Annotated in this window: 24 protein-coding genes, 1 tRNA gene and 1 riboswitch; of the genes, 14 read left to right on the forward strand and 11 right to left on the reverse strand. The window is 64.4% G+C overall.

The annotated features are described in order from the left end of the window. Window positions 1-24: 24 nt before the first annotated feature. Window positions 25-798, reverse strand: a complete 774-nt coding sequence (locus OCL88_RS13940; protein ID WP_264962894.1) for a sugar phosphate isomerase/epimerase family protein — start codon at window positions 796-798, stop codon at window positions 25-27. A gap of 45 nt (window positions 799-843) precedes the next feature. Continuing rightward, entirely contained in the window at window positions 844-1,698 is an 855-nt protein-coding gene (locus OCL88_RS13945; RefSeq protein ID WP_264962895.1) for a LysR substrate-binding domain-containing protein, read from the reverse strand. A gap of 151 nt (window positions 1,699-1,849) precedes the next feature. On the opposite strand from OCL88_RS13945, the gene OCL88_RS13950 reads away from it, so the two are divergent. Next, the gene (locus tag OCL88_RS13950; RefSeq protein WP_264962896.1) at window positions 1,850-3,295 is read left to right on the forward strand and encodes an MFS transporter; all 1,446 of its coding nucleotides are present in this window, start codon (window positions 1,850-1,852) and stop codon (window positions 3,293-3,295) included. Window positions 3,296-3,316: 21 nt separating this feature from the next. Here OCL88_RS13950 and OCL88_RS13955 read toward each other — a convergent pair whose 3' ends face one another. From OCL88_RS13955 to OCL88_RS13965, 3 genes are all read right to left on the reverse strand, one after another. Next, complete coding sequence (locus OCL88_RS13955; RefSeq protein ID WP_264962897.1) at window positions 3,317-3,793, reverse strand: nuclear transport factor 2 family protein; 477 nt, start codon at window positions 3,791-3,793, stop codon at window positions 3,317-3,319. 102 nt (window positions 3,794-3,895) lie between these two features. Then, window positions 3,896-3,966 (reverse strand) — tRNA-Gly (locus tag OCL88_RS13960). Window positions 3,967-4,040: 74 nt separating this feature from the next. Then, window positions 4,041-5,594 (reverse strand): D-alanyl-D-alanine carboxypeptidase family protein, encoded by a 1,554-nt coding sequence (locus OCL88_RS13965; protein WP_166187592.1) that lies wholly within the window; start codon window positions 5,592-5,594, stop codon window positions 4,041-4,043. A gap of 195 nt (window positions 5,595-5,789) precedes the next feature. On the opposite strand from OCL88_RS13965, the gene OCL88_RS13970 reads away from it, so the two are divergent. Beyond that, the gene (locus OCL88_RS13970) at window positions 5,790-6,233 is read left to right on the forward strand and encodes an SRPBCC family protein (protein ID WP_021474045.1); all 444 of its coding nucleotides are present in this window, start codon (window positions 5,790-5,792) and stop codon (window positions 6,231-6,233) included. 57 nt (window positions 6,234-6,290) lie between these two features. Here the strand turns inward: OCL88_RS13970 and OCL88_RS13975 are convergent, their stop codons facing one another. Beyond that, the gene (locus OCL88_RS13975) at window positions 6,291-7,571 is read right to left on the reverse strand and encodes a CAP domain-containing protein (RefSeq protein ID WP_264962920.1); all 1,281 of its coding nucleotides are present in this window, start codon (window positions 7,569-7,571) and stop codon (window positions 6,291-6,293) included. On the opposite strand from OCL88_RS13975, the gene OCL88_RS13980 reads away from it, so the two are divergent. From OCL88_RS13980 to OCL88_RS13990, 3 genes are all read left to right on the forward strand, one after another. Continuing rightward, on the forward strand, window positions 7,537-8,154 hold the full coding sequence (locus tag OCL88_RS13980; RefSeq protein ID WP_264962921.1) for a hypothetical protein: 618 nt from the start codon (window positions 7,537-7,539) through the stop codon (window positions 8,152-8,154). The two genes, OCL88_RS13975 and OCL88_RS13980, sit on opposite strands and share 35 nt — an antisense overlap. 251 nt (window positions 8,155-8,405) lie before the next feature. Further along, window positions 8,406-8,981 carry a dCTP deaminase gene (gene dcd / locus OCL88_RS13985; protein ID WP_021474048.1) on the forward strand — a complete coding sequence of 192 codons (576 nt, stop codon included), beginning with the start codon at window positions 8,406-8,408 and terminating at the stop codon, window positions 8,979-8,981. A 151-nt stretch (window positions 8,982-9,132) separates the two neighbouring features. After that, window positions 9,133-10,074: an endonuclease domain-containing protein gene (locus OCL88_RS13990; protein ID WP_062098248.1), complete on the forward strand. Its 942-nt coding sequence runs from the start codon at window positions 9,133-9,135 to the stop codon at window positions 10,072-10,074. A gap of 61 nt (window positions 10,075-10,135) precedes the next feature. Here OCL88_RS13990 and OCL88_RS13995 read toward each other — a convergent pair whose 3' ends face one another. The 3 genes from OCL88_RS13995 to OCL88_RS14005 all read right to left on the reverse strand — a co-directional run bounded on the left by OCL88_RS13995 (window position 10,136) and on the right by OCL88_RS14005 (window position 13,304). Further along, window positions 10,136-11,335: a cation:proton antiporter gene (locus OCL88_RS13995; RefSeq protein WP_062098247.1), complete on the reverse strand. Its 1,200-nt coding sequence runs from the start codon at window positions 11,333-11,335 to the stop codon at window positions 10,136-10,138. Window positions 11,336-11,340: 5 nt separating this feature from the next. After that, window positions 11,341-11,823 (reverse strand): cation:proton antiporter regulatory subunit, encoded by a 483-nt coding sequence (locus OCL88_RS14000; protein ID WP_021474051.1) that lies wholly within the window; start codon window positions 11,821-11,823, stop codon window positions 11,341-11,343. A 77-nt stretch (window positions 11,824-11,900) separates the two neighbouring features. Beyond that, window positions 11,901-13,304, reverse strand: a complete 1,404-nt coding sequence (locus OCL88_RS14005; protein WP_062098245.1) for an MFS transporter — start codon at window positions 13,302-13,304, stop codon at window positions 11,901-11,903. Window positions 13,305-13,433: 129 nt separating this feature from the next. On the opposite strand from OCL88_RS14005, the gene OCL88_RS14010 reads away from it, so the two are divergent. From OCL88_RS14010 to mnhG, 6 genes are read left to right on the forward strand one after another with little or no spacing between them, the layout of a single operon-like run. Then, window positions 13,434-16,415, forward strand: a complete 2,982-nt coding sequence (locus OCL88_RS14010; RefSeq protein WP_062098243.1) for a Na+/H+ antiporter subunit A — start codon at window positions 13,434-13,436, stop codon at window positions 16,413-16,415. After that, window positions 16,412-16,912: a Na(+)/H(+) antiporter subunit C gene (locus OCL88_RS14015; RefSeq protein ID WP_021474054.1), complete on the forward strand. Its 501-nt coding sequence runs from the start codon at window positions 16,412-16,414 to the stop codon at window positions 16,910-16,912. The genes OCL88_RS14010 and OCL88_RS14015 overlap by 4 nt, the downstream gene beginning before the upstream one ends. Then, on the forward strand, window positions 16,909-18,477 hold the full coding sequence (locus OCL88_RS14020) for a Na+/H+ antiporter subunit D (RefSeq protein ID WP_062098241.1): 1,569 nt from the start codon (window positions 16,909-16,911) through the stop codon (window positions 18,475-18,477). The genes OCL88_RS14015 and OCL88_RS14020 overlap by 4 nt, the downstream gene beginning before the upstream one ends. Then, window positions 18,474-19,040: a Na+/H+ antiporter subunit E gene (locus OCL88_RS14025; protein WP_264962898.1), complete on the forward strand. Its 567-nt coding sequence runs from the start codon at window positions 18,474-18,476 to the stop codon at window positions 19,038-19,040. Before OCL88_RS14020 ends, OCL88_RS14025 begins: the two co-directional genes overlap by 4 nt. Then, on the forward strand, window positions 19,037-19,315 hold the full coding sequence (locus tag OCL88_RS14030; RefSeq protein ID WP_062098237.1) for a monovalent cation/H+ antiporter complex subunit F: 279 nt from the start codon (window positions 19,037-19,039) through the stop codon (window positions 19,313-19,315). Before OCL88_RS14025 ends, OCL88_RS14030 begins: the two co-directional genes overlap by 4 nt. Next, window positions 19,305-19,688, forward strand: coding sequence for a monovalent cation/H(+) antiporter subunit G (mnhG, locus tag OCL88_RS14035; protein ID WP_062098235.1), 384 nt, complete (start codon window positions 19,305-19,307; stop codon window positions 19,686-19,688). The genes OCL88_RS14030 and mnhG overlap by 11 nt, the downstream gene beginning before the upstream one ends. Before the next feature lie 73 nt (window positions 19,689-19,761). Here mnhG and OCL88_RS14040 read toward each other — a convergent pair whose 3' ends face one another. Both OCL88_RS14040 and OCL88_RS14045 read right to left on the reverse strand, forming a co-directional pair. Further along, window positions 19,762-20,022: a DUF4235 domain-containing protein gene (locus OCL88_RS14040; protein ID WP_021474059.1), complete on the reverse strand. Its 261-nt coding sequence runs from the start codon at window positions 20,020-20,022 to the stop codon at window positions 19,762-19,764. A 68-nt stretch (window positions 20,023-20,090) separates the two neighbouring features. Next, the gene (locus OCL88_RS14045) at window positions 20,091-20,762 is read right to left on the reverse strand and encodes an NUDIX hydrolase (RefSeq protein WP_062098233.1); all 672 of its coding nucleotides are present in this window, start codon (window positions 20,760-20,762) and stop codon (window positions 20,091-20,093) included. Between the two features lie 183 nt (window positions 20,763-20,945). Beyond that, a riboswitch (TPP riboswitch) is annotated at window positions 20,946-21,081 on the forward strand. Between the two features lie 77 nt (window positions 21,082-21,158). On the opposite strand from OCL88_RS14045, the gene OCL88_RS14050 reads away from it, so the two are divergent. The 3 genes from OCL88_RS14050 to OCL88_RS14060 are packed head-to-tail and all read left to right on the forward strand — an operon-like array spanning window position 21,159 to window position 24,111. After that, window positions 21,159-21,779 (forward strand): ECF transporter S component, encoded by a 621-nt coding sequence (locus tag OCL88_RS14050; RefSeq protein ID WP_062098231.1) that lies wholly within the window; start codon window positions 21,159-21,161, stop codon window positions 21,777-21,779. Further along, complete coding sequence (locus OCL88_RS14055; RefSeq protein ID WP_264962899.1) at window positions 21,779-23,320, forward strand: ABC transporter ATP-binding protein; 1,542 nt, start codon at window positions 21,779-21,781, stop codon at window positions 23,318-23,320. Before OCL88_RS14050 ends, OCL88_RS14055 begins: the two co-directional genes overlap by 1 nt. Then, the gene (locus OCL88_RS14060) at window positions 23,317-24,111 is read left to right on the forward strand and encodes an energy-coupling factor transporter transmembrane component T family protein (protein WP_264962900.1); all 795 of its coding nucleotides are present in this window, start codon (window positions 23,317-23,319) and stop codon (window positions 24,109-24,111) included. The genes OCL88_RS14055 and OCL88_RS14060 overlap by 4 nt, the downstream gene beginning before the upstream one ends. The last annotated feature ends 3 nt before the right edge of the window (window positions 24,112-24,114 follow it).

Here is a 24,114-nt window from a genome sequence, read left to right on the forward strand (position 1 = left end):
CTAACTCGGCCGCTGTGCCCGGGCTTAGTCCTCGCCGAGGGTGATGCTGTGCAGGAACATGGCGTCGTTGAGCACGTTTTCCGGGAGGTCGTCCGCGACGAATTCGATCATCACGTCCATGTCTTTCCCATTGCCCCTCAGCACATCGGAGACTGCCTGCCACAGCTGCTTCCGCGACCGCAGAGGTTGGCGTTCAGCTTCCGGGCCCCAGGAGAAGCAGTGGACGCCCGCCACGTGCGGCAGGACCTTGTGGAGTGACTCCAGGGCTTGTTGGTCGGAAAGCCCGACGGCGGGCTGCCAGTAAGTGCCCACGTTGCCTTGGCCGACGCGATCCAAGAGGTCAAGGGTGGCCTCGGGGGAGTCGGTGAGGGTGTTGGCGTGGTACTCAAAAGCGATGGAGATTCCGCGTTCGGCAGCGAGCCCTGCAACCCGCCGGGCATCACGGATGACGGCGTCCCGGAGTTCGGCGTCCGCGTCGGCTGAGCTGGACCCGCCTGCCCAGATCCGGATCCTCGGTGCGCCCAGGATCTCCGCAAGCTTGAGCTCTTGCTCGAAGTCCCCGAAGGAGCCCGCGCCATAGTAGGAGCCGAGGGAAAGCGCGGTCAGGCCGGCTTCCTCCGAGGCCTCCCGGGCTTTCTCCGCGGCAGCGGTATCTGTGACATGCACGTCCGTTCCCCACTCAATGCCCGCCAGTCCCGCCTCGGCGGCAACGCTGACCACCTCTTCGATACTCGCGGAGCGGAGTGTGACGGAACAGATGCCGGGCGTGAGGTCCGCCAGCGTTGTGAGGTCGATCATCGGCCAAGGCTACCGGGAAGGCGCTTACCGGGATAGGCCTGACTGCTATGTGGACTTGTTCAGCGTTCTGCCCATGATCGCCTGGGTCAGCGCATCAATGACTTCTGCGTTGGCCAAGGGATTCCGGATCAACGTGAAGTCGACGTCCCCCACAGGTGGCAGCCCGAAGCGCTGGGTGATGACTTTGAGGTCTTCCGGAACCAAGGAGGCGGGCATGACGGCTACTCCGATGCCGGCCCGCACCGCTGCGAGGACGCCGCTGATCTGCTTGGTGCTGCACGTGATCCGCCAGGTCCGGCCCGCCGCCTCCAATGCGTCAATCGCAAGCTTCCGGCTCAGGCTCGGAGCGGGGTAGGCGATCAGCGGCACCGGAGCGCCCGGTTCCAGGACAGTCTGCTCAAGGCCTACCCAGGCGAAGTTGTCATGCCGGACCACCGTTCCGTCCTTGGCTCCTGCCACCCATTTGACGAACACCAGATCAAGTTGCCCGGCGTTGAGGCGTTTGTACAGCTGGTCGCTCTGGCTCACGGTGAGTTCGAGGTTGATTTGCGGGTAAAGCTGCCTGAACTCGCGGAGGATGCGGGGCAGGCCGGTGATGGCCAGATCGTCGGCAGTTCCGAAACGCAGGCGGCCCCTCATCGCGGAGCCTGAGAAGTAGCGGGCAGCGGAGTCGTGTGCTGCCAGAATGTTGCGTGCGAACCCGGCCATGGCGTCACCGTTGTCGGTCAGCCGGACCTCGCGGGTATCCCGGGCCACCAGCACTCGCTTCGCGGCGGTCTCAAGCTTGCGGACGTGCTGGCTCACGGTGGGTTGCGCCAGGCCCAAGCGTTCTGCGGCCTTGGTGAAGCTCAGTGTTTCCGCCACGGCGAGGAAAGAACGGAGTTGGGCAGGTTCAAACACGGATCTCCTCGAGGCCTGGTGGAAGGCGGAGTGGCGGCCGCTCCATTGCGATCCGCAATCTTAGTTATCACCGCAATACGCTTCCACAATTACTGCTGGCAACCCTAGCGTTAATGGCATTCCACTAAAACCCCTGATCCGAGGACTTCCTTTGGCACCCCCTCCGCCTTCTGCGGCAAACGTCAGCCAGCCCGTCGTCGATTCCCTCTCTGCTGGTCCCATGCCGGCCACGAACCAGCCGGGCACGAACCAGCCGGGCACGAACCAGCCGGCCACGAACCAGCCGGACACCAGCACCCAGCCACTCGCCGTCGTGAGCGAGAAGCTGCCCTGGCGCCACACATTCATTTCACTGAAGGTTCCGAACTTCCGGATCTTCGCCATCGGCCACTTCATTGCCGTCATCGCCGTATGGATGCAGCGCATCGCGCAGGACTGGATGGTGCTTCAGCTCTCCGGCTCCGTCACCGCCGTCGGAATAACCGTGGCCCTGCAGTTCCTGCCGTCGCTGTTCCTGGGACCGTGGGGCGGCATGATTGCCGACCGCTTCGCAAAGCGGAAGATCCTGATCATCTGCCAGTCCGCCGCCGCGATCCTGGCGGCAGCGCTGGCCGTCCTCTCCCTGACGCACGTGGTGGAGGTGTGGCACGTCTACGTAATCGCTCTCCTGCTGGGCTTCGTGACCGTGCTGGACCAGCCCGCACGCCAAGTGTTCGTCAACGAGCTGGTCGGTCCCAAGTACTTGCGCAACGCCATCAGCGTGAACTCCACAACGTTCCAATTGGGCGGGCTGATCGGTCCGGCCCTGGCAGGCTGGCTCCTGACCGCCGTCGGAGCCGGTTGGGCCTTCGCCGGGAACGCCGTGGCGTGCTGTTCCACGGTGACCATGCTCTTCATCCTTCGCAAGGACCAGCTCCACATCAGCCAGCCCACGCCCCGCCGGAAGGGCATGCTGCGCGAAGGATTGAACTACGCGCTCAGCAAGCCGACCATTTACTGGCCGTGGTTGATGGCCGGGTTCGTGGCAGTTTTCGCGATGAGCCTGCCCGTGCTGCTGGCCGCGTTCGCGGACCACGTGTACGACGCCGGCGCCGGAGGCTACGGCCTGCTGAACGCCATGGTTGCGCTCGGTGCGCTGACGGGGGCAGTGGCGTCAGCGCGCCGTCGCCAGCTCCGGCTGCGTTCGGTGGTGGTATCCGCGGGCCTCTACGGACTGATGCTGGTCCTGTCGGCGGCCATGCCCTCCATGGTGTGGTTCTGCGTGGCCATGGTCCTTGCAGGGTTCTGGTGCCTCATGTTCCTCACTGCCGCCAACCAAATGGTCCAGACAAGTTCGAACATGGGCATCCGTGGTCGCGTCATGAGCCTCTACCTGGTGGTGCTCATTGGCGGGCAGGCAATTGGGGGTCCGGTGATGGGCTGGCTCGCCGAACACCTCGGACCGCAGCTGGGCATCCTGATAGCAGGCGGCGTTCCGGCAACGGCAGCTGCGGTGGTCGCCGTCGTCCTCGCCCGCAGGTCCTCCCTGCAGCTGAAAGTGGACCTGCGCGACCGTCGCCGCGTGGTGCGGATCGTGGAGAGGACACAGACCGCCTGAGGCCTGGCCGGCGTCGGTGGATTACCGTGCCGCTTCAGCCGGTGCTTCCCGGGTTGCCGGCCGGCCATGCGTTACCCGGTGGCTGACCCTGTCCGCGGTGTCGACGACGCGGGGGAGATGCTCCACAGGCTCCATGTAGAAGCGGGCGCTGTTGCTGGCATGCTCTTCCACACCGAAGATCACTACGCCCGTCAGCTCGTGGGGTGTTCCGTCGCGCCAGGCACCCTGCATGTGCAGTTCCGTCCACACCTGGTCTGCGGAAACACTGTGCGAGACCATGCGGACCTTGATGTCCGGAACTCCGGTGAAGAGCTGCTCCCAGTTGCTGCGGATAGTGTCGCGGCCCGTGAATCCGCGGGTGGGGTGGGCCGGGGTTTCGTTGACGTAGCCCGGAGCGAAACACTCCGCCAGGCTTTCCAGATCGTGTTTGTTCGTGGCTTCCAACAGGCGGTGGATGACGGCGAGCGGACCCGCCCCAGCATCGTCGGTGAGAGTCATGGGGGACCTCCCGGGTAGGTGATGTACCTACGATTTTAGGCTCAGGGCGGCACAAGAAAAGACCCCTTGCCCGTGGAACCACAGGCAAGGGGTCTTCGTCTGAGCGGGCGACGGGAATCGAACCCGCGTATCGAGCTTGGGAAGCTAGCGCTCTACCATTGAGCTACGCCCGCATTCGTCCCGGTTGATGACCGGAGCGAATCCCAGCTTAGCGCAGTTCAAGAGCTGTTCCGGACAGACGCGCGAGCTACTTGAAGAGCTTCAGGCTGTTCCACCCGGAGCCGACCTGTGCATACGTCGTCCACTGCCCGCGGCCCAGTCCGTAGTTGTACAGGTTGCCTTCCATGGTCTGGGCCGTGATGCCCCGCGTTCCCGCGCCTGTCAGACCAAAGCTCGGCGTCAGAACCCGCATGTATTGCCACCCGGTGCCGACCGTCATCGCAGGCCCGTAAAACCCGGCCCAGCCATCACCGCGATAGTTGATGAGTGCTCCCGATGACCTGCGGGCAATGATGTCGTTGGCGCCATCGCCCTCCCAATCGGCCATGGTGAGTTCGAGGCCGTTCCACCCCGTGCCGATGACCTGCGGGCCGCTGAGTGCTCCACCGAACGTGTTGGGGTAATAGCGCAGGACGCCGTCGGGGAAGTACCCAACCACGGAAGGCCGGGGATGGGCGTGCGACCACTTGCCCACGGTGATGGTCATGCGGTCCCAACCGCCGTTGCCCACCACAACCTGCCCGGCGAAGCCACCTCCGGGAAGTCCCCGGTAGACGCCCAGGACACCGTTGTTCCACTGGGCCAGGATGTCGTACACGCCGTCAATATCCCAGTCCACCACGAAGCCTTGTTTCAGCCCCGTCCAGCCCGAACCGATCTGAACCGGCGCCGCGTAGCTGCCCACCGCCGTCGCCGGGTAACGCAGCAAACGGCCGGAAGAATCGGCAGCCACCAGGTCCGCTCCGGACTTGATGCTGGCCGCAGCGGCCGGGTTGCCCGCAAAGTACTGCTCCATGGTGGCGTAGCCGCGGCGGTTCATGTCCGTCGCCAGCGCCACCCCCACGTACCGCAAATGCCACGGCTCGTAGCTGTAGCCCGTGGTTCCGGTGTAGCCGTTGGGGTAGCGCACTATGAACCCGTACTTGTGCGCGTTGGCAGCCACCCACCGTCCGGCCACAGTGTCCCCGAAGCACGTGCTCAGGCCGCAGGAACCGTTCTGGTTGCCGACGTCCACCGCCAGGCCGGTCTGGTGCTCGCTGTAGCCCGGCCTCGCGGAAATGGTGTCCGCATATGCCTGGCCGTAGATGCTGACGTAGTAGGCATAGACCTGCTGCTGTTGGGCGTAGGACCGGTAGCCGCTCACGATCGACAGCCCGCCCGTACCGGCGTCCGCTGCCCCCTGGAACAGGCCGTTCAGCCACGCCGCTGCTTCGGCCCTTAGGTACTGCCCTGAGCCGCGCGCATTGATGAGGTCAGCCGGCGCGTAGCTTGCGGGGTTCAGCGGACGGGACTTGTTCACCAGCACGGAGAAACTTGCGGGGTCGCTGATGGGGTCCACGCTCGGCAACGGGTTCACGGTGGCGGGCAGGGCCGCCTTGGTAACCGACGACGGCGGTGCGGAGTTGGGCGTTGCACCCACCCGCGCCGGGGTCATGTGGGCTGCGCTTGCCGATGCGGCGGCTGTTGCGTTTGCCGGTGCGGCGACTGCTGCGCTGCCCGTCACCATGGCGAGGCCGGCAGCGAGCCCGACCAGCCGTCGTCGTACTTTTGCCGCCCGAGCGCGGTGATCGTGAAGCTGCATGTTTCCCCCAACATCTGTTTTTGCCAGCGGCACGCACTCTACCGCGCCCCGGGGTGCCATGTCAGGTAACCATTCGATCAAGGCTCGCCCGAGTGCGTGTTGGAGGCAGGTCCGGCTGATTATTCTGAAGGTGTTAGCTGCAGTGTATGGGGAACCGGGCTACGACCATTCGACCGTACGCCGAAAGAAGTTTCCGTGGCACTCGCAGCCTATGAAGTGGTGATCAACAGGGACGCCATGACCGTTTACGGGTTCCTCATGGATGGCCTTAACAATTCCCTCTGGCGTTCCGGCGTGCGCAGCATTTCGCTGCAATCAGGGGAGCGCGGCCAAAAAGGTGCCGTGTACCAGCAGACGCTGACAGGCCCCGGCGGCCGGTCGATCGCCGCAGACTTCCGGATCACTGACGCGCGGCCCGGAGCGGAAGTCCGTTTCGAAGTCATCGCCGGCCCCGCACGCCCCACGGGCGGCTACTACCTCAGCACCGAGGGGCCTGCAACGCGCCTACGGTTTGCCCTCGAATACCACCCCAAAGGCCTGCAAAAGCTGATGGTTGGCATGGTCCAAAAAACCATGGAGGCCGAGGTTGCCCAGCTGGAACAGCTCAAGGCAGTGATCGAATCGCGGCCTGCCGCCTGACGTTCGTTGCCGGCCCGGCCCCGGCTGGCTGCGCCGGTCTGCTACTGCGCAGGCCTGCTACTGCGCCAGTTTGAAGCCGGTCCAGCCGCCGCCCACGGACACGGGCGTTGTGAGTCGTCCCGAGGTGAGGTCCCAGTACTCCAGAACGCCGTTGGTGCCCAAGCCCGCGACGCCCGTGCTGCCGGGCCCGTCCACTCCCTGAAGGGAACGCAAGCCGGTGTAGTCGGTCCAGGCCGCACCGACAATCGGCCGTGCTTCCTGGCGCGGAGTGGCAAGCCCGCTGCCGCGGTACAGGCGAAGGTAACCGTTGGGCTCCACCGTGAGGAGGTCCTGGAAACCATCGGCGTTGTAGTCCACCATGCTGAGCCGCACCGCAGGATTGCCTGTGGCGATGGCGGCCTGGCTTCGGATGTACGTCATGCCGGAGTTCTTGTAGAGCCATAACCCGCCCGAACCGTCCATGGCCACGATCTGCGGCAGGCGGTTGGTCGCGCACCACTGACCCACTGCCAGGGTCAGCGATTGCCACCCATGGCCCAGGACGCCGGGCGAGCCAAACCCGCCCGAAGCCCTGCCCGGGTACACCAGGAGCTGTCCATCCGTTCGCTGGGCGATGAGGTCGAACACCCCGTCACGGTCCCAGTCCGAAACGAAGAGTTCCTTGAGCCCGGTGAAACCCTGGGCGATCTTCCGGGCCGCCCCGTACTTGGCGTTGCCCAGGGAAGGGTACGAGTACACCGAACCGTCGGCTGCGACGGACACGAGGTCCGCTCCGCTGCGGATGGCGGCTGACTTCAGGTCCACCGTGGGCGGCTGGTATTTGTCGCCGGGCTCGCAGGCGGCCACCGGATCAGCCGGAGGGGTGACCGTTCCCGGAGGCGTGACTGTTCCGCCCGGTTTGGTCACCGTTCCCGCCGGCAAGGTGGTGTAGCCGAAGAAGTTGACCACGCCCCACATGGTGAAGCGGTTGGGCGTGGTCTGCCAGTTACCGTCGGTGTACGTGATGCCGATGCCGATCACGTTGAACCGGGGATCCCTCAATACGGCATCGTGGCCGGGAGAACCCTTCCACCACTCCACCAACTGTGCGGCGTCGCGGTCCCAACGGACTGCGATCACCTCGCCGGCACCGTTGTTCGGGTTCAAAGCGCGGGGATCCGTCCAGAAGTTGGCCCTGTGCTGGATCACTTCCCGGCTGGCAATGTTGTTGGACCACTCCTGCGCGAGGCCTGCCACGGTTGCGTGGTACTTCACCGGGGCCAGGCCGAGGGAAGCCCGGTAGCTGTTGATGGAATTGAAAACAGTGAGGATCGCTGCCGTGTTGCTGTCGGGAAGCAGGGCGAGGGCGCCGTTGTCAGCGTTGGCGTCGCCGCTGGGGGTCTTGCCGGGGAACGGTGTTGGAGGGCTCGTCGGCGTTGGAGTTGCGCTGGGTCCCGTTGCCTTGGTGGGGGTCGGGGTGGCCGTTGCAGTCGGCTTGGGTGACGGGGTGGCTGTGGCCGTCGGGGTGGCTGTGGGTGTTGCCGTTGGGATTGCTGTTGCGGTGGGCTTGGGTGACGGGGTCACCGTTGCGGTGGGCGCTTCCGACGGCGGCGCGGAAGGTGCGGGTCCAGCGGCGGGTGCAGTCGGCGTCGGGACTGCGGACGCTGACGGTTCGCTCGGTGCCGGTCCTGAAGCACCAGCCCCTGCGCTTTCCGATGGCGTACCAACCGTGCCCGGGGCGTCCGGACCCCATGACGGTCCGATCGTCGGCACCGGCGGCGGGCTCTCAATGGTCGGCTCGACGGCGACTGGCCGGGTTGGTCCTGCAGGTGCCGGAATTGATCCCGGGTCCGTCGCCGGGCTGGACGTGGCATCCCCGCCAACCGCGGGCGTGTCCACCGCAGGTGAGGGTACCGGCGTCGTACTTGGTTCGGGAGCCTGAAAAGCGGAAGGTGCGCTGCTGGAGGGGGTGGTCCCGCCGCCCGGCGTGGATTCCGTCGCTGGAAGCAGCTGGCTGGATCCGACTATGACCAATGCCACTGTTCCGGCCACGACCATAGCCGCGGGCGCTGCCCATTTCCCCACAATTACCCCGCGAATGCTCGTTGCCCCCAAACCACGGGCGCGGCTTAACTTGTCCGGGAACTATCGTCCCACGGGAGCCGGAACAATCAATACTGTATTTTTGATGCTGTGCTGATCTCTGACCGCGATATTCGTGCCGAAATTGACTCCCAACGGATTGTCCTTGAACCGTACGATCCCGCGATGGTTCAGCCGTCTTCCGTGGACGTGCGGATTGACCGCTTTTTCCGGCTGTTCGACAACCACAAATACGCCCACATCGACCCCGCCGAGGAGCAGCCCGAGCTGACCCGGCTGGTGGAGGTCGAGGGCGACGAGCCGTTCATCCTGCACCCGGGTGAATTCGTCCTCGGTTCCACGTATGAAACCGTGAGCCTTCCGGATGACATCGCGGCGCGGCTGGAGGGAAAATCTTCCCTTGGCCGGCTTGGTCTTTTGACCCACTCCACCGCCGGGTTCATTGACCCGGGATTCTCCGGCCACGTCACGCTGGAGCTGTCCAACGTGGCAACCCTGCCCATCAAGCTCTGGCCCGGAATGAAGATCGGCCAGTTGTGCTTCTTCCGGCTCACGTCGGCAGCGGAGCACCCCTATGGGTCCGGCGAGTACGGCAACCGCTACCAAGGCCAGCGTGGCCCGACCGCCAGCCGCAGCCACCTGAACTTCCATAGGACGTCCATTTAGCACTTTCTGCCCGCCGAGGGGTTAGCTCTCTGGGCTTAGGTGGGGGCTTAGTGCCGGGAACTCACCCCTCGGCGTAGGGTTCTGACCGGGACTGCTCCTCCACACTGTGGGTAACCCGATCGGGGCCCTTTGGTCGTGCCAAAAATAGTTCATGAGGAAACCTGCGGCCCTGCCTTTCGACATCCAAGGACGTTCGTTCACGCTGTCCCAGCAGAGGGATGCAGGCGTTCCCGAGCACCGCGCGTGGGCCAGTGACTTGCTGGTTCCCAGCCGGGGCATCCGGGTTCCGTGGGGCCAAGCCCAGGACATCCGGCACACAGCACGTGTTCTGACGTCGGTCTGTGAGGGGACCGTTTGCGTTCGTGAAACCGCTGCAATGCTGTGGCTGTGTCCGTTGCCCTTGGCCACCCAGCGCGACTTCCTGGTGCACCTCTCCCGGCGTGATGGAACGCATCGGCCGCAACGGCGTGGAGTCCGCGGACATCGTATGGTCCTGCCCGACGCGGATGTCTGCGAGCTGGACGGCGTGCCGCTGACCACCCCGGCCCGTACGTGGTTGGACCTGGCAAACGTGCTGCCGTTCGAAGACCTGGTGGCGGCGGCCGACCATTTTATCTGCAGCCAGACCAGGAGTTTTGGACACAACAGCACCGCCCTGTGTTCGCTCGCCGACTTGGCTGCACAGATCGAAGCAAACGCTGGTCAGCGGGGAATTCGCAAGGCACGGGCCGCTTTGGAACTCGCGAGGGTAGGTGCCGACTCAGTGCCCGAGACCAAGCTTCGCCTGGCCCTGGACCGTGCATTCCTCCCCGAGCCGGTGCTTAGTTATGTGGTGTGCACTCCGGAGGGGCGGGAAATAGCGTGGCCCGACCTCGCCTTTCGGGAGTTCAAGGTGGCTGTCCACTACGACGGCGGTCATCACCTGACTGCCGAGCAGAAGGAATCCGATATTCGCCGGGACGAAGCCTTGGCCGAAAACGGATGGACGTCCATAACGGTGACGGCAAAGCACATCCGGTCCGGTGGGTATGACGCCGCGGCAAGGCGTGTGCGGGATGCCCTGATCCGCAAAGGCTGGTCGCCGAGGGGTTAGTTCTCTGGGCTTAGGCAAGGGGTTAGTGCCGGGAGCTCACTCCTCGGCGAGCGGGGCGGCGTTAGACCGGGGTGGGCTCGGTTCTCCGGGGAGGGGCCTTGGGGCTCTTGCGGATCATCTTGACCAAGGGCTCCACGAACCGGGCCGCGAGTGGGCCAAGGATGGCCATGATGAGCACGTAAGCCGTTGCGAGAGCCGCGAGCTCGCCCGGAACGGCGCCGGACGCAAGGGCAAGCCCGGCAATGACGATCGAGAATTCGCCGCGGGCAATCAAGGCCGCCCCTGCCCTGAAACGACCGGGAACTGCGATACCCGCGCGCTTGGCTGCCCAGACGCCGGTAATCACCTTGGTTGCGGCTGTGAGGACCGCCAGGACAAGCGCCCAGCCGAGGACCGGCGGAATAGATGCCGGATCGGTGTTGAGCCCGAACGCTACGAAGAAAATAGCCGCGAAAAGGTCCCGCAGGGGTTCCAGGATGCGGGTGGCGTTGTGGGCGGTTGCACCGGAGATGGCGATGCCCAGCATGAAGGCACCCACTGCGGCCGAGACCTGCAACGCCGAGGCAAGGCCCGCAACCAGGAGCGCCAGGCCGAGGACGTTGAGCAGGAACACCTCGGAGTTCTCGCTGTGGATCGCCTTCGACACCCGATGTCCGTGCCGCAGCGCCACCACCAGGACCACCGTGACAACGGCCAGTGCTATGCCCACGGTTTGCAGCCCGCCGAGGAAGCCGACGCCGGCAAGGATGGCGGTGAGGATCGGGAGGTAGACGGCCATGGCGAGGTCCTCGAAAACAAGGATCGACAACACTACGGGTGTTTCACGGTTACCGATCCGGCCAAGGTCCGTAATGACCTTCGCGGCGATGCCCGAGGACGAAATGTAGGTGACGCCGCCCATCACGATTGCCCCCACGAGTCCCCATCCCAGGAGCATGGCGATGCCCGCGCCGGGGATGAAGTTGAGGACAAGGTCCATAATTCCGGCTTGCCATGAGCGCTTGAGCCCGGTGACAAGTTCGGATGCGGTGTATTCCAGCCCGAGCATCAGCAGGAGCAGGATCACCCCGATCTCGCCGGACAGGTGCGCGAACTCATGCAGGCCATCCAAATCCACCAGTCCGCCTGCCCCAAAGGCCAGTCCGCCAACCAAGTACAGCGGAATCGGGGACATGCCGATCCTGCCGGCCAACCTGGCAAGCAGCCCCAGGCAGAAGACTACGGCGCCCAGTTCCACCAGGGTCACTGCTAAAGGATCCATGCGGGTCAGCCGTTACGGAAGATGGCGGCGGCCAGGTCAAGGCCTTCCTGCGTGCCGACCGCTACGAGCAAATCACCGGGATGAAGGACGTCTTCGGGTGACGGTGACGGGATCACCTCGCCTTCGCGCATGAGGGCCACGATGGAAACCCCGCTTCGCGTCCTGATCTGTGCCTTCCCCATGGGCTGGTTGGCAAAGGGGGAACTGGACTTGATGGAGAACTGCCGCGTGATGATGCCCGGAAGTTCCTTGTGATCTTCCGCAAGCCGCATGGCAATGTGCTGTCCGCCCAGGAGGTTGCCCAAGGTTGCAGCTTCATCGGCCGTCAGCGGGATGGAAGCCTGGCAAGTGTCAGGATCGTCCCATGTGGAAACGAATAGTTCGGTCTCACCCTCACGGTGCTCAACCACGCCGATGCGACGACCCGACGCTGTGACGAAGTCCTTGCGGACACCGAGGCCCGGGAGTTCGGTCTCTTCCACGTTCATCTCTCAACCTTAACTCTGTAGAAAATCTTCGATAGTCCGCTGGGGAGCGGCATTCGTACCCGGTTTCCGCCGGGCCTTTATTTGCTGGGGACCACGGCAATCGCGGTCTTGTTCGGCGGCCTCACCGGCAGGATCACCAGCAGGCCTGCCAGCAGGACCACCATGATCCCGAGGATGCCCCAACGTTGGGCCCCACCTTCTTCAACAAACGGAGCGGCGATTGTGATGCACAAGGTGAAAAGACTGGGAGCGAGGAAGCTGACAGCCCGGCCCGTAGTGGCGTAAAGACCAAAGAGTTCGCCCGATTCGCCCTCCGGAGCCAGCCTGGCAAGGTAAGCCCGGGATGACGATTGCGCCGGTCCTACGAACAGGCAGAGGAGGAGTCCGAAAACCCAGAAGGTGGTGGAGCCGGCCCATTGGTATCCGAAGAAATCATAGTCCCCGTTGCCGAGGACCAGGATGACCGTTCCGGCGATGAGCAACCCGATCAACGACAGGACGATGACGGCCTTGGGCCCGATCCTGTCATCCAGGAAGCCGCCCACGATGGCGCCGGCGGCTGCGACCACGTTGCCGAAGATTGCGAAGAAGATGACGTCCTTCAGTTCAAAGCCGAACGTGCCTGCGGCAATCACCCCGCCAAAAGTAAAGACGGCGGCCAGCCCGTCCCGGAAGATCGCGCTGGAGAGAAGGAAGAAGATCGTGTGCGGGCTGGTGCGGTAGATGGCTGCGATGCGCCGCAGCAGCAAGCGATATGAGGCGAAGAAACCCAGCGCGGCAGTGTCCTTGCGAATCCGCACTTCCGGCACCGTCAAGAGGACCGGCAGGGCAAAGACAAAGAACCACAAAGCCGAGAAGACAGCCACCAGGCGGATATTAAGGGAGTCTTCCGTGGACGAACCGAACCACTCGAAAGACGGCTGGACAAACAGTTGCAGGACCAGCAGGAGGGCGACAATCCCGCCGAGGTACCCCATGCCCCACCCGAAGCCACTGACCTTGCCGATGTTTTTGGGCGTGGAGATCTGGGCGAGCATCGCGTTGTAGTTGACCCCCGCGAACTCGAAGAAGACATTCCCCAGCGCGATCAGGCTGACGCCCAGCAGAAGGAAACCCGGTTCCGGGAACACGAAGAAACACAACGCGGTCAGAACTGCCGTCGCTGCAGTGTTGACGCCCAGCCAGAGCTTCCGGCTTCCTCCGGCATCCGAGCGTTGGCCGGTGACCGGGGCAAGGAGGGCAATGGCGAGGCCGGCGACGGCCAGGGCGGCGCCAAGGGCAGCAGATGCAGTATCTTCCCCGCCGAAAGCATTCGACGTGAGGTACACGGTGAACACGAAAGTGGTCATCACGGCGTTGAACGCAGCCGAACCCCAGTCCCATGCAGCCCACGCCAGTATTTGGCCTTTCTTGGAAGAGGCAGGACCCGAGGCAAGCTCGGACGACGGTGGGGAAGTTTCGGGAACTGCAGCCGCGTTCATAGCCTGAATGCTATCCGGAGCAGGGGAAAAACTGTCGGTTCGCCTTGATAAACTAGACAGACTGAACCCAACGTATGTACCGCCTGCTCCAACTTTTGATAATTCATTCCTGACTTTGCGGAGACACCTTTGATCACAGTTCTCGCCATCACCTTTGTAGCGGCAACTGTGGCGCCCTTGATCTTCAGCAAACTTGGTAGGAACGCTTTTTATGCCCTGGCGGCCATACCTGCCGGCGCGTTCGCTTGGCTGGTCCTTCAGCATGACGCTGTATATTCCGCCGGTGGCATAGAAGAGATCGTCCCCTGGATTCCGGACCTGAAACTGGAATTCGCGTTCAGGATGGACGCCCTGTCCTGGGTGATGTCGCTGTTGATCCTTGGCGTGGGCACGCTGGTGCTGGTTTATTGCGCGCGGTACTTCAAGGACTCAGACCACAGTCTTGGCGGATTCGGCGCCCAACTGCTGGCTTTTGCAGGCGCGATGTTCGGTTTGGTGACGTCCGATGACCTGCTGATGCTGTTCATCTTCTGGGAACTGACCACCATCCTCTCCTACCTCCTGATCGGCTACGCGCGGACCAGGCTGGCAGCCCGCCGCTCGGCCCTGCAGGCATTGATGGTCACCACCGCAGGCGGGCTGGCGATGCTCGTGGGCCTCATCATCCTCGGCCAGGCAGCCGGAAGCTACCGGATCTCGGCGATCCTCGAGCAAGCCGGGGCGCTCATGGGCGGCCCCATGCAGGATGCCGTGACCGCCGCCGTCGTGCTTGTCCTGGTTGGTGCCATCACCAAATCGGCCCTCGTCCCGTTCCACTTCTGGCTGCCCGGTGCCATGGCGGCGCCCACGCCAGTGAGTGCATACCTCCACGCTGCGGCGATGGTGAAGGCCGGCATCTACATTGTTGCCAGGCTTGCTCCCGGCTTCGCCGAGTCTGCGTTCTGGCTGCCGCTGGTCCTCGGATTGGGCCTGGCGACCATGCTCATAGGCGGCTACCGGGCGCTGCGGCAGACCGATATCAAGCTCATCCTCGCCTACGGCACTGTCAGCCAGCTCGGCTTCCTCACCATGGTGGTTGGCTTGGGCAGGCCGGACGCGGCCCTTGCCGGACTGGCACTGTTGCTGGCCCACGGTTTGTTCAAGGCCACGCTGTTCCTGGTGGTGGGCATCATCGATCACCAGTCGGGTACGCGAGATATCCGCAAGCTGTCCGGCGTATTCCGTTCCTCCCGGGCTTTGGGCGTAGTGGCTGCCATCGCCGCGGCATCGATGGCCGGCGTGCCGCCGTTGGCGGGTTTCGTGGCCAAGGAGTCTGTGTTCGAGACGTTCGTGCATTACGCCACCGAGCCCGATGCGCCCGCCTGGGGCATCTGGATCCTGGTGGGGCTGGTGATCGGCTCCATCCTCACATTCGCTTACAGTGCGCGGTTCATGTGGGGTGCTTTCGCCACCAAGCCCGGTGTGGAACCCACTCCCTTCAAGGCCATCAAGCCGGCCTTCCTCGCAGCCCCCGCTATCCTTGCCGCGCTGTCGATCGTCTACGGCCTCTGGCCGGTTCCTGTGGACGCATGGATCCAGCCTTACGCCGCGCTCTTCGCAGGCAAGGAAAACGCCGTCGACGCCGGGCACCTGGCTTTGTGGCATGGCGTCACTCCCGCGTTAGGTCTGACAGCACTGACTTTCGCGGTGGGCGCGGCCATGTTCTACGGCCGGAACCTTGTGTCGCGGGCACAGGCCCTGGTACCGGACTGGGTGGATGGCGACCGCGCCTACCAGCACACCATCGGTGCGTTGGACGACGTCGCAGTCTGGATCACCGGCCGCACGCAGCGTGGTTCCCTGTACTTCTACCTGACGGTCATCCTCAGTGTCGCTTTCGCGGTTCCCCTGACGGCACTGCTCGTTTCCAACAAGCCGTTGCCCGGCAACGTGTACTTCATTGATCCCAATTCGCCGCTCCAGCTGATTGTGGGAATCGGCATTGTGGTGGGTGCGTTGGCGGCCGTCCGGGCCAACAAACGTTTCCTCGCTGTACTCATGGTGTCCGTCACCGGTTACGGGATCGCCCTGGTCTTCGCCCTCCAAGGCGCTCCTGACCTCGCCTTGACCCAGATGCTTGTGGAAACAATCGTCCTGGTTGCTTTCGTGCTGGCCATGCGCAGCCTTCCTGCAGAGCTGCGGGACCGCACCGGCGGCAGGCTGCGGGTTATCCGCGTCATTATCGGTGCAGCCTTTGGCGCCACCATGATCTTCGTTGCCATGTTCGCGATGGGTGCTCGGGTGGCCACGCCGGTCTCCCTGGAATTCCCGAAGCTTGCCTACGAAGGCGGGGGGGGACTGAACGTCGTCAACGTGACCCTCGTGGACATACGGGCATGGGACACGTTCGGTGAGATCTCGGTGCTGGCCGTTGCAGCCACCGGTGTGGCCAGCTTGATCTTCGTGCGCAGCCGGGGCGACCGGATCCGCACGTCTGCGGCAGTACCTGAAGGCAGTGTGGGCCGGCGGGTGGAGCGCGATTCCCGCGACAGTGCCACGCTGGCCGTCGCCCGGAAGTTCAGCGACGTGACACGCGATGCCTGGCTTGTGGCAGGCCGTACCCTGGCCCCCGAGCGCAGGTCCATCATCTTCGAAGTTGTCACCAGGTTGATCTTCCACTCCATGATTGTTTTCTCGATCTACCTGCTTTTGGCCGGACACAACCTGCCCGGCGGCGGCTTTGCGGGAGGCCTGACAGCAGGCCTGGCCCTCACCATTCGTTATCTGGCCGGCGGCCGGTTCGAGCTCAGTGAGGCAGCTACAGTCAGCGCCGGTACGCTCCTGGGAACTGGCCTGGCCACGGCGGCTGCGTCCGGCGTCGTACCGCTGTTCCTTGGCGGCCAGGTGTTCCAGAGCGCCATCATCGAGTTCTGGCTCCCGGTGTTCGGAGACGTCAAGTTCGTCACCTCCACCATCTTCGATATCGGCGTGTACGTCGTGGTGGTGGGCCTGGCCTTGGACGTGCTCCGCAGCCTTGGTGCCGAGATCGATGAGCACTTTGAAGGAAAGGGAGCCCCCATCGCCGAGGAAGACGCCGCCGAGACCGCCTCTGCAGGGAAGGGCAACGCATGAGCATCAACCTGACCTTGCTGATCGTCATGGGCGTTCTCTACGCCTGCGGGATCTACCTCATCCTGGAACGCAGCCTCACGCGCGTCCTGCTGGGACTGATGCTGTTGGCAAATGCCACCAACATCCTCATCCTCGCGACCGGCGGCTACGCGGGCCTGGCTCCCTTGTACAGCAAGGAAACAGATCCGGGAGCCTACAACGACCCCCTGCCGCAGGCTTTGATCCTGACCTCGATCGTCATCTCCTTCGCTGTCACGGCGTTCATGCTCGGCATCATCTACCGCACTTGGGCGCTGGCGCGGCAAGACGAAATCCAGGATGACGTTGAAGACCGCCGCGTGGCCAAGACACCGAGCTATGACGCTGAAGACGATGCGATCGTTCCCTTGGAAACGTCCGAGTTCGCCATTACGCCGTCCACCCCCGAGGAACGCCTGGATCCGGAAGAAACCGAAACCCCCAAAACGGCAAAGAGCCGGGAAGGAGGCAGCGCGTGAATCTCGCTAACCTGTCACCGCTCGCTGTCCTTCTCCCCATCCTGGGCGCTGCGCTGGCGTTCGTGTTGATCCGGCACACTGCGGCGCAGCGTGCCGTCAGCATCGGGATCCTGAGCCTCACACTGATTCTGGAATCCTTCCTCCTTTTCTCCGTCTGGAACGGCGGCACGACGTCCGTCACGCTGGGCGGTTGGCTGCCTCCGTGGGGCGTGGTCCTGGTGGTGGATCAGTTCTCCTCGCTCATGCTGGTGGTCTCCACGGTGGTGAGTCTGGCGGTGTTGATCTACGCAACCGGCCAGGGCATGGCCGACGGCGACCAGGAAGCTCCCGTCTCGATCTTCCACCCCACCTACTTGATCCTCGTGGCCGGTGTGTCCAATGCCTTCCTCACCGGTGACCTTTTCAACCTCTACGTGGGCTTCGAGATCCTCCTGACCGCGAGTTACGTTCTCATGACCCTGGGAGGTACCGGACCGCGCATCCGCGCCGGCGTCACCTACGTGGTGGTCTCCGTTGTCTCCTCGGTCCTGTTCCTGATCGCCATCGCCATGATTTACGGCGCCACCGGCACCATCACCATGGCGGACCTGGCCATCAAACTGGCCGAGCTGGACGACGGGACCCGGAATCTCCTGCACGTGATGCTCCTGGTCGCCTTTGGGATCAAGGCAGCTGTCTTCCCGTTGTCGTTCTGGCTGCCGGACTCCTATCCGACGGCCCCGGCGCCGGTCACGGCCGTGTTCGCCGGCCTGTTGACCAAAGTGGGGGTGTACGCCATGGTCCGGACGGAGACGCTCCTGTTCCCGGGGGACACGCTCAACACCCCGCTCATGGTGGTGGCCCTGCTGACGATGGTGGTGGGCATCCTCGGTGCTCTGGCGCAGAGCGACATCAAACGTCTGCTCTCCTTCACGTTGGTCAGCCACATCGGTTACATGGTGTTCGGCCTGGCGATGTCTTCCGTGACGGGGCTGGGAGCAGCGGTCTTCTACGTGGCCCACCACATTACGGTGCAGACGAGCCTGTTCTTGGTCACTGGCCTCATTGAGCGTCGCGGTGGATCGTCATCCATCGACAGGTTGGGCGGGCTGGCCAAGCTCTCCCCGCTGCTGGCCCTGCTGTTCTTCGTACCGGCCATGAACCTTGCCGGCATCCCGCCCTTCTCAGGCTTCCTGGGCAAACTTGGCCTTCTGCAGGCCGGCGTGGACCTGGGAACACCGCTGGCCATCACGCTTGTAGTGGGCGGGGTTGTCACAAGCCTCTTGACGCTGCTGGCGATCGCCCGCGTCTGGAACAGGGCCTTCTGGCGCAAGCCCGAGGACGCCGACTTCCCGGACCCCGTCCTTCAATCTCCCGGCAGCGTCGGAGTCCTCCCGCGAAGCATGGTGGGTTCTACCGCAGCGCTGGTGGTCTTCGGCGTGGCACTGACAGTCTTCGCCGGACCGCTCTTCAAACTCGCCGGCGGGTCTGCGGAAATCATGCTGGACCGGGGTGCGTACATCCACTCCGTCCTGGGTGACACCGCTCCCGTGCCCGCGCAGGCGCAGCCGGGTGATGCCAAATGAGCCGTAAACCCATATCCTTCCGGACCGAACTGCCGCTGCTCGTATGGCTCGTCATCGTGTGGGGTGCCCTCTGGCGGGACTTCAGCCCGGGCAACCTGCTGTTCGGTGCGTTGATTGCGATCATTGTGGCCAAGCTGTTCTACCTTCCGCCCGTGGAGCTCAGTGGGCGGTTCAATGTGCTCCGGGCATTCCGCTTCGCCCTCATGTTCCTCGGCAAAGTGGCGGCAGCGAGCTTCCTGGTCCTCTACTTGGCCGTGGTCAAAGGGCCCAGCGTGCGCAGCGCCATCGTAGCTGTTCCGTTGCGGAGCCATTCCGACCTCATGGTGACGGCCACCGGCCACGTCATTTCGCTGATTCCGGGCTCGCTGGTGGTGGAAGTGGACCGCTCTACGTCCACCCTGTACCTGCACGCCCTGAACATGAAAACCGAAGAGGACATCCAGAAGATCCGCCGGGAGGTCCAGGACATCGAAGCCAGACTGATCCGGATCATGGGAACCCGTGAGGAACTGGATGCGCTGCAAAGCGAGCAGCGGCCAGGCGTGAAAGGGGCAGCGCTATGAAGGAACTTGTACTGGTGGTTACGGCGGTGATCCTGAGCCTGGCGGCTGCCGGGGCCATCATCCGGATCGCGGTCGGCCCGTCACTCCTGGACCGCGTGTTGGCTTCGGACGTCCTGCTGGCCATCCTTGGCGCGGCGCTGGCTATCGACATGGCCGTGAACCGCCACTTGAACAACCTCATGTTGCTGGTTGCCTTGGCCGTCATTGGATTCATTGGATCCGTAACGGTTGCCCGCTTCGTGGCCGACAGAAGGGGTCAAAGCAATGAGTCCTGATGCGACAGGCATGGACGCAGTCATTGATGGCGTGACCGCCGTCTTTCTGGTGGTGGGCGCGTTGATGTCCCTGGGCGCCGCTATTGGCTTGCTGCGTTTTCCCGACCTGATGAGCCGCATGCACGCCGCCACCAAGCCCCAGGTCCTGGGGCTGTTCCTGATGCTGGCCTCCATAGGGCTGCAGATGAGGACGTGGTGGGTGTGGCCGGTCCTGCTGGTGGCCTGGATCTTCCAGCTGCTCACCGCGCCAGTCTCCGCGCACATGGTGGGCCGCTCCGCGTACCGCACCAAGCATGGACACCGGGAACTGCTGACCAAGGATGAACTGGAAGCAGTGGTCCAGCGGGCAGCCGAAAGCCAGAAGGAGAACTGACACCCGTTCCCTGCGTACCCTGACGGGTGCCAAGGACGGGTGTCAGCGACGCGTGTCAGGAAACCGGGAACTCCTAGATGATGTCCTGTGACTTCGCGAAGCGGGCAATGGCACGCTGGGTTCCGCGGCTGGTGAGCACCTGGATGAGCGTGCTGACGAAAGCCGACACCAACGCGAAGGTCAGGGCTGAGCGGAGGCTCGTCTCGACGTCGTCGTGGCCTGTGGGCGGCTTGTGGCCTGTGGCCTTTTCCCAACCCTTGTTCACCAGTTTGGTGCCAAGGAAACCCGCGCCGAGGCTCACGCCGGCACCCAGAAGCTTGAAGAAGAAGTTCATGACCTCAGCCTAGCGGCACGGCAGTGGCGGTCGCGTGCGGAAGCCGTGGCATTCAGGGGGACCGCGGTTTACTGCTTGTTCCCGCGTTCCTTCAGGAACGCAGCCATGGAGCCCGGAGGTGACAGGACGGGCCGCACTTGGTGCTCGGCCTGCCACACGGCCTCCACGCTGTGGAACTCCGAGATCTCCTTGAGCAGGAAATAGGTTGGCGGCATGAGCTGAAGCTTGCCCTCTGCCTCGGCCGCCAGGATGCCTTCCACCGGCATCCAGAGTGACTGCCAGGCCTCCGTGGTTTGGTGCTGCGGTTCGGCTCCGGGGGCGGGCCTGGCCACGTAGAAGTAGGTGTCGAAGCGCTTGGGCATGTCCGTGGGCGTCACCCAGTTGGCCCAAGGGCGGAGCTGGGAGGCGTCGAGGGTCAGCCCTGCTTCCTCGAACACTTCGCGGATGGCAGCCGCCAACACCGTGCCGGCTTGCGCATACGGGTCGGAGGCTGCGATCGAGCTCATCGCCCAATCGGCCGCATGCCTTTCCAGCAGTTCGGAGGAGTAGTCCCAGCCCTCCGCGTCCGAGGCATCGACGCGACCGCCGGGGAACACCACCATGCCTGCTGCAAAGTCCATGGAAGAGACCCTGTGCTGGACAAAGGCTTCCAGTCCCGCCGCCGCATCCCGGAGCAGGATCACGCTGGCGGCAAGACGGGGTTCGGCCACGGGGGTGTCCTTGGCTGGCTGTTCTGTCATGGGATGGGCGCCCCTCTTGCTGCTGTGAATCCGGTGTGCTGAACCTGCTGGCCCCATTCTCTCAGGTGTGCAGCGCAGCCGGTCGCGGCTGTGCGCCCGTGAAACAGCAAAAAGGTTTATGACCGGGCCCATAACCCGGCGCACCCCTTCCGGTGTAAACTGGGCACGCCCACAAGGGCAGATTGATAACGACAGGGGAGCGCCGCCGTCGAACCTGCAGGCATGCAGGAGACGCGAGGGCGCTGAGAGTGCGGACAGCCGCAGACCCTCGAACCTGATCCGGTTAGTACCGGCGCAAGGGAGTCGAGCTTCTCAGAGTGTCCGGAACCGGATGGCAGCAGGCCGCCGGGAATACCGGGGAGCACTTTCCCCTCCTGTAACCTCAGGAGGCTAAGAATGACCACGTCAAGCGTGAAGAAGGCCGGCAACAGCTGGCGCGTTGTAGACATTGTGGTGGCGGCGCTGATTGCCATCGCAGGCGGAGTGATCTTCTGGGCCTGGTCCCAGGGCGCCGCACTCGTATCCGTTCCCATGAATGCTGCTTATCCGCCCCTCACCGGCCTGATCGCCGGTGGGTGGATGATCCCGGCCGTGCTGGGCATGCTCATCATCCGCAAACCGGGAGCAGCGCTGTTCTGCGAAGCCGTCGCAGCAACGGGTGAGCTCATCATGGGGTCCCAGTACGGCACCACGGTCCTGATCTCCGGTGTCCTTCAGGGCCTCGGCGCGGAACTGATCTTCGCCGCCTTCCGCTACAAGAAGTTCAACCTCCCGGTGGCCCTCCTCGCGGGTGCCGGGGCAGGACTGTTCTGCGGCCTCAACGATTCCTTCATGCCGTGGGGCTGGAACATCGCCTACGAAGCCGTCGACAAGCTGGCCTACATCGCCTTCACCACCATTTCGGGTGCAATCATCGCCGGGGCACTGTCCTGGGTGGCCACCCGCGGGCTCGCGTCCACGGGCGTCCTGAGCTCCTTCGCGTCCCGGAAAGCCGCGTCAGAGCCAGTCTTCAACTGATGGGACCGGCACAGGTACGGCCCGCCGCCATCTCCGCCAACGGCTGGGGCTGGCGGCATTCCGGCCGGACGGTACCAGCCATCCAGGGGCTGGACCTGCAGATCGAACCCGGGGAACGGGTTCTGCTGCTGGGGCCGTCCGGCGCCGGCAAATCGACGTTCCTGCACGCCCTCGCCGGGGTGCTGGGCGATGAGGAAGACGACGCGGACGAGACCGGTTCCCTCCTCATTGACGGTGCGGCACCTCGCGAACAGCGGGGCCGGGCCGGGCTCATGCAGCAGGACCCGGAAACGCAAGTAGTCCTGTCGCGCGTGGGCGACGACGTCGCTTTCGGCGCCGAGAACCTTGCCGTGCCCCGGGACGACATTTGGGCCCGGGTCCATGAAGCGCTCGACGACGTCGGGTTGCGTACCGCTGTCGGCGACGGCCTCGCGTTGGACCACCCGACGGCGGCTCTTTCCGGCGGACAGAAGCAGCGCCTGGCGCTGGCCGGGATCCTGGCGATGCGGCCGGGGCTGATCCTGCTCGATGAACCAACGGCGAATCTGGACCCGGCCGGCGTGCTGGAAGTCCGGGACGCAGTTCGCCGCTGCCTGGAGAAGACCGGTGCCACGCTGGTGGTTGTAGAACACCGGGTGTCCGTATGGAAGGACTTGGTTGACCGCATCGTGGTCCTCCAGCCGGGCTCGGCCGGTGGCGGAGTGCTGTTGGACGGCCCTCCCGATCAGGTGCTCGCCGAAGCCCGGAGCATGCTCATCACAGCCGGAGTCTGGGTCCCGGGATATGTGCCCCGTACCCGTACCAGGACCACCGCCGAGGGGCCGGCGGAGTTGCTCCTCGCAGCAGAGCACGTGGCCGTTTCCCGCGAAAAGCCCCGACGGAGGGGTTTCAAGAGCATCCCGCCCATCCCGGTCCAAGCCGGTGTGTCCGCTCAGGTGCGGGCAGGACGGGCGTTGACCATCACTGGCCCCAACGGTGCGGGGAAGTCCACCTTTGCGCTCACGATGGCCGGCCTTCTGGCGCCGGTGGCAGGAAAGGTCTCAGCCGCCGTCGAGCTTTCCGAAGGCGCCGGAATCGATCCCTTCAAGTGGAAGGCGGATCAACTGATTTCGCGCATCGGGACGGTGTTCCAGGAGCCCGAGCATCAGTTCGTCACGGGCAAAGTGATGGATGAGTTGATGTTTGGGCCCCGCCACCTCGGCAGGGGTGAGGAGCGGGTGGATGAACTTCTGGAGAGGCTCCGCTTGACGCACTTGGTGGACGCGAATCCCTACACCCTGTCCGGCGGCGAGAAGCGGCGGCTTTCCGTTGCGACCGTCCTTGCCGCCCACCCGCAGGTCCTGGTGCTCGATGAGCCCACCTTCGGGCAGGATGCCAACACCTGGGCGGAACTCGCGTCGTTCCTGTCCGAGTTGCTGGACCAGGGCACGGCCGTTGTGTCCGTCACCCACGACGAGGAATTCAGCGCAGTGCTGGGCGGCATGGAGTTGCGGCTGGACCCGGCCACTGAAGCTGCCAGGCAGGAAGCGGGTGCGGCATGAGGGATGCGCTAAGCCTCACCGGAAACAACGCGGTGCTGACCAAGGCCAACCCTCTGGCGAAGTTCGTTGCGGTGTTCCTTATTTCAATGGTCCTGGCCCTGTCCATCGACTGGGTATCGGCGTCCATCGCCCTTGCCGCCGAACTCGCACTGTTCCCCCTCGCCGGGCTGACCTTGCGGCTCTTGTGGGTGCGGGCGTGGCCGCTCATCATCGCAGCTGCAATTGGCGGTTGGAGCACGGCGATTGTCGCCGCGGACAGCGGGGCTGTACTGCTCGACGTCGGACTGTGGTCCATCAGCGAAGGCTCCCTTGAGTTGGGGCTGGGTTTCATGCTCCGCGGTTTGGCGATCGCCCTTCCGGCGATCCTCCTGATGACCTGCACGGACCCCACGGACCTTGCCGATGCGTTGGCTCAGAAGGCCCGCCTCCCGCACCGGTTCGTGTTGGGATCGTTGGCTGCGATGCGGCTTGTGGGGCTGATGGCGGAGGAATGGCAAACCATCGGCATGGCCCGGCGCGCCCGCGGCGTGGGTTCGCAGGGGAGCCCGGTGCAGCGGCTCAAAGCGACCCTGGGCCAGAGCTTCGGGCTGCTGGTCCAGGCTGTCCGGCGGGCGTCGCGGCTGGCTGTGACCATGGAGGCCCGGGGCTTCGGGGGAGCGCAGCGCACGTGGGCCCGGGAGTCCACCTACTCCTTGCTGGACGCTTGGGTCCTGCTGGGAGGGGTGCTGATCGCCGCCGCTGCCGTGCTGGCCGCTTTGGGCGCCGGGACGTGGAGCTTCGTCTGGCGCTAGGGG

Source organism: Paenarthrobacter sp. PAE-2 (assembly GCF_026013155.1).
GTDB classification, from domain to species: Bacteria; Actinomycetota; Actinomycetes; order Actinomycetales; family Micrococcaceae; genus Arthrobacter; species Arthrobacter ureafaciens.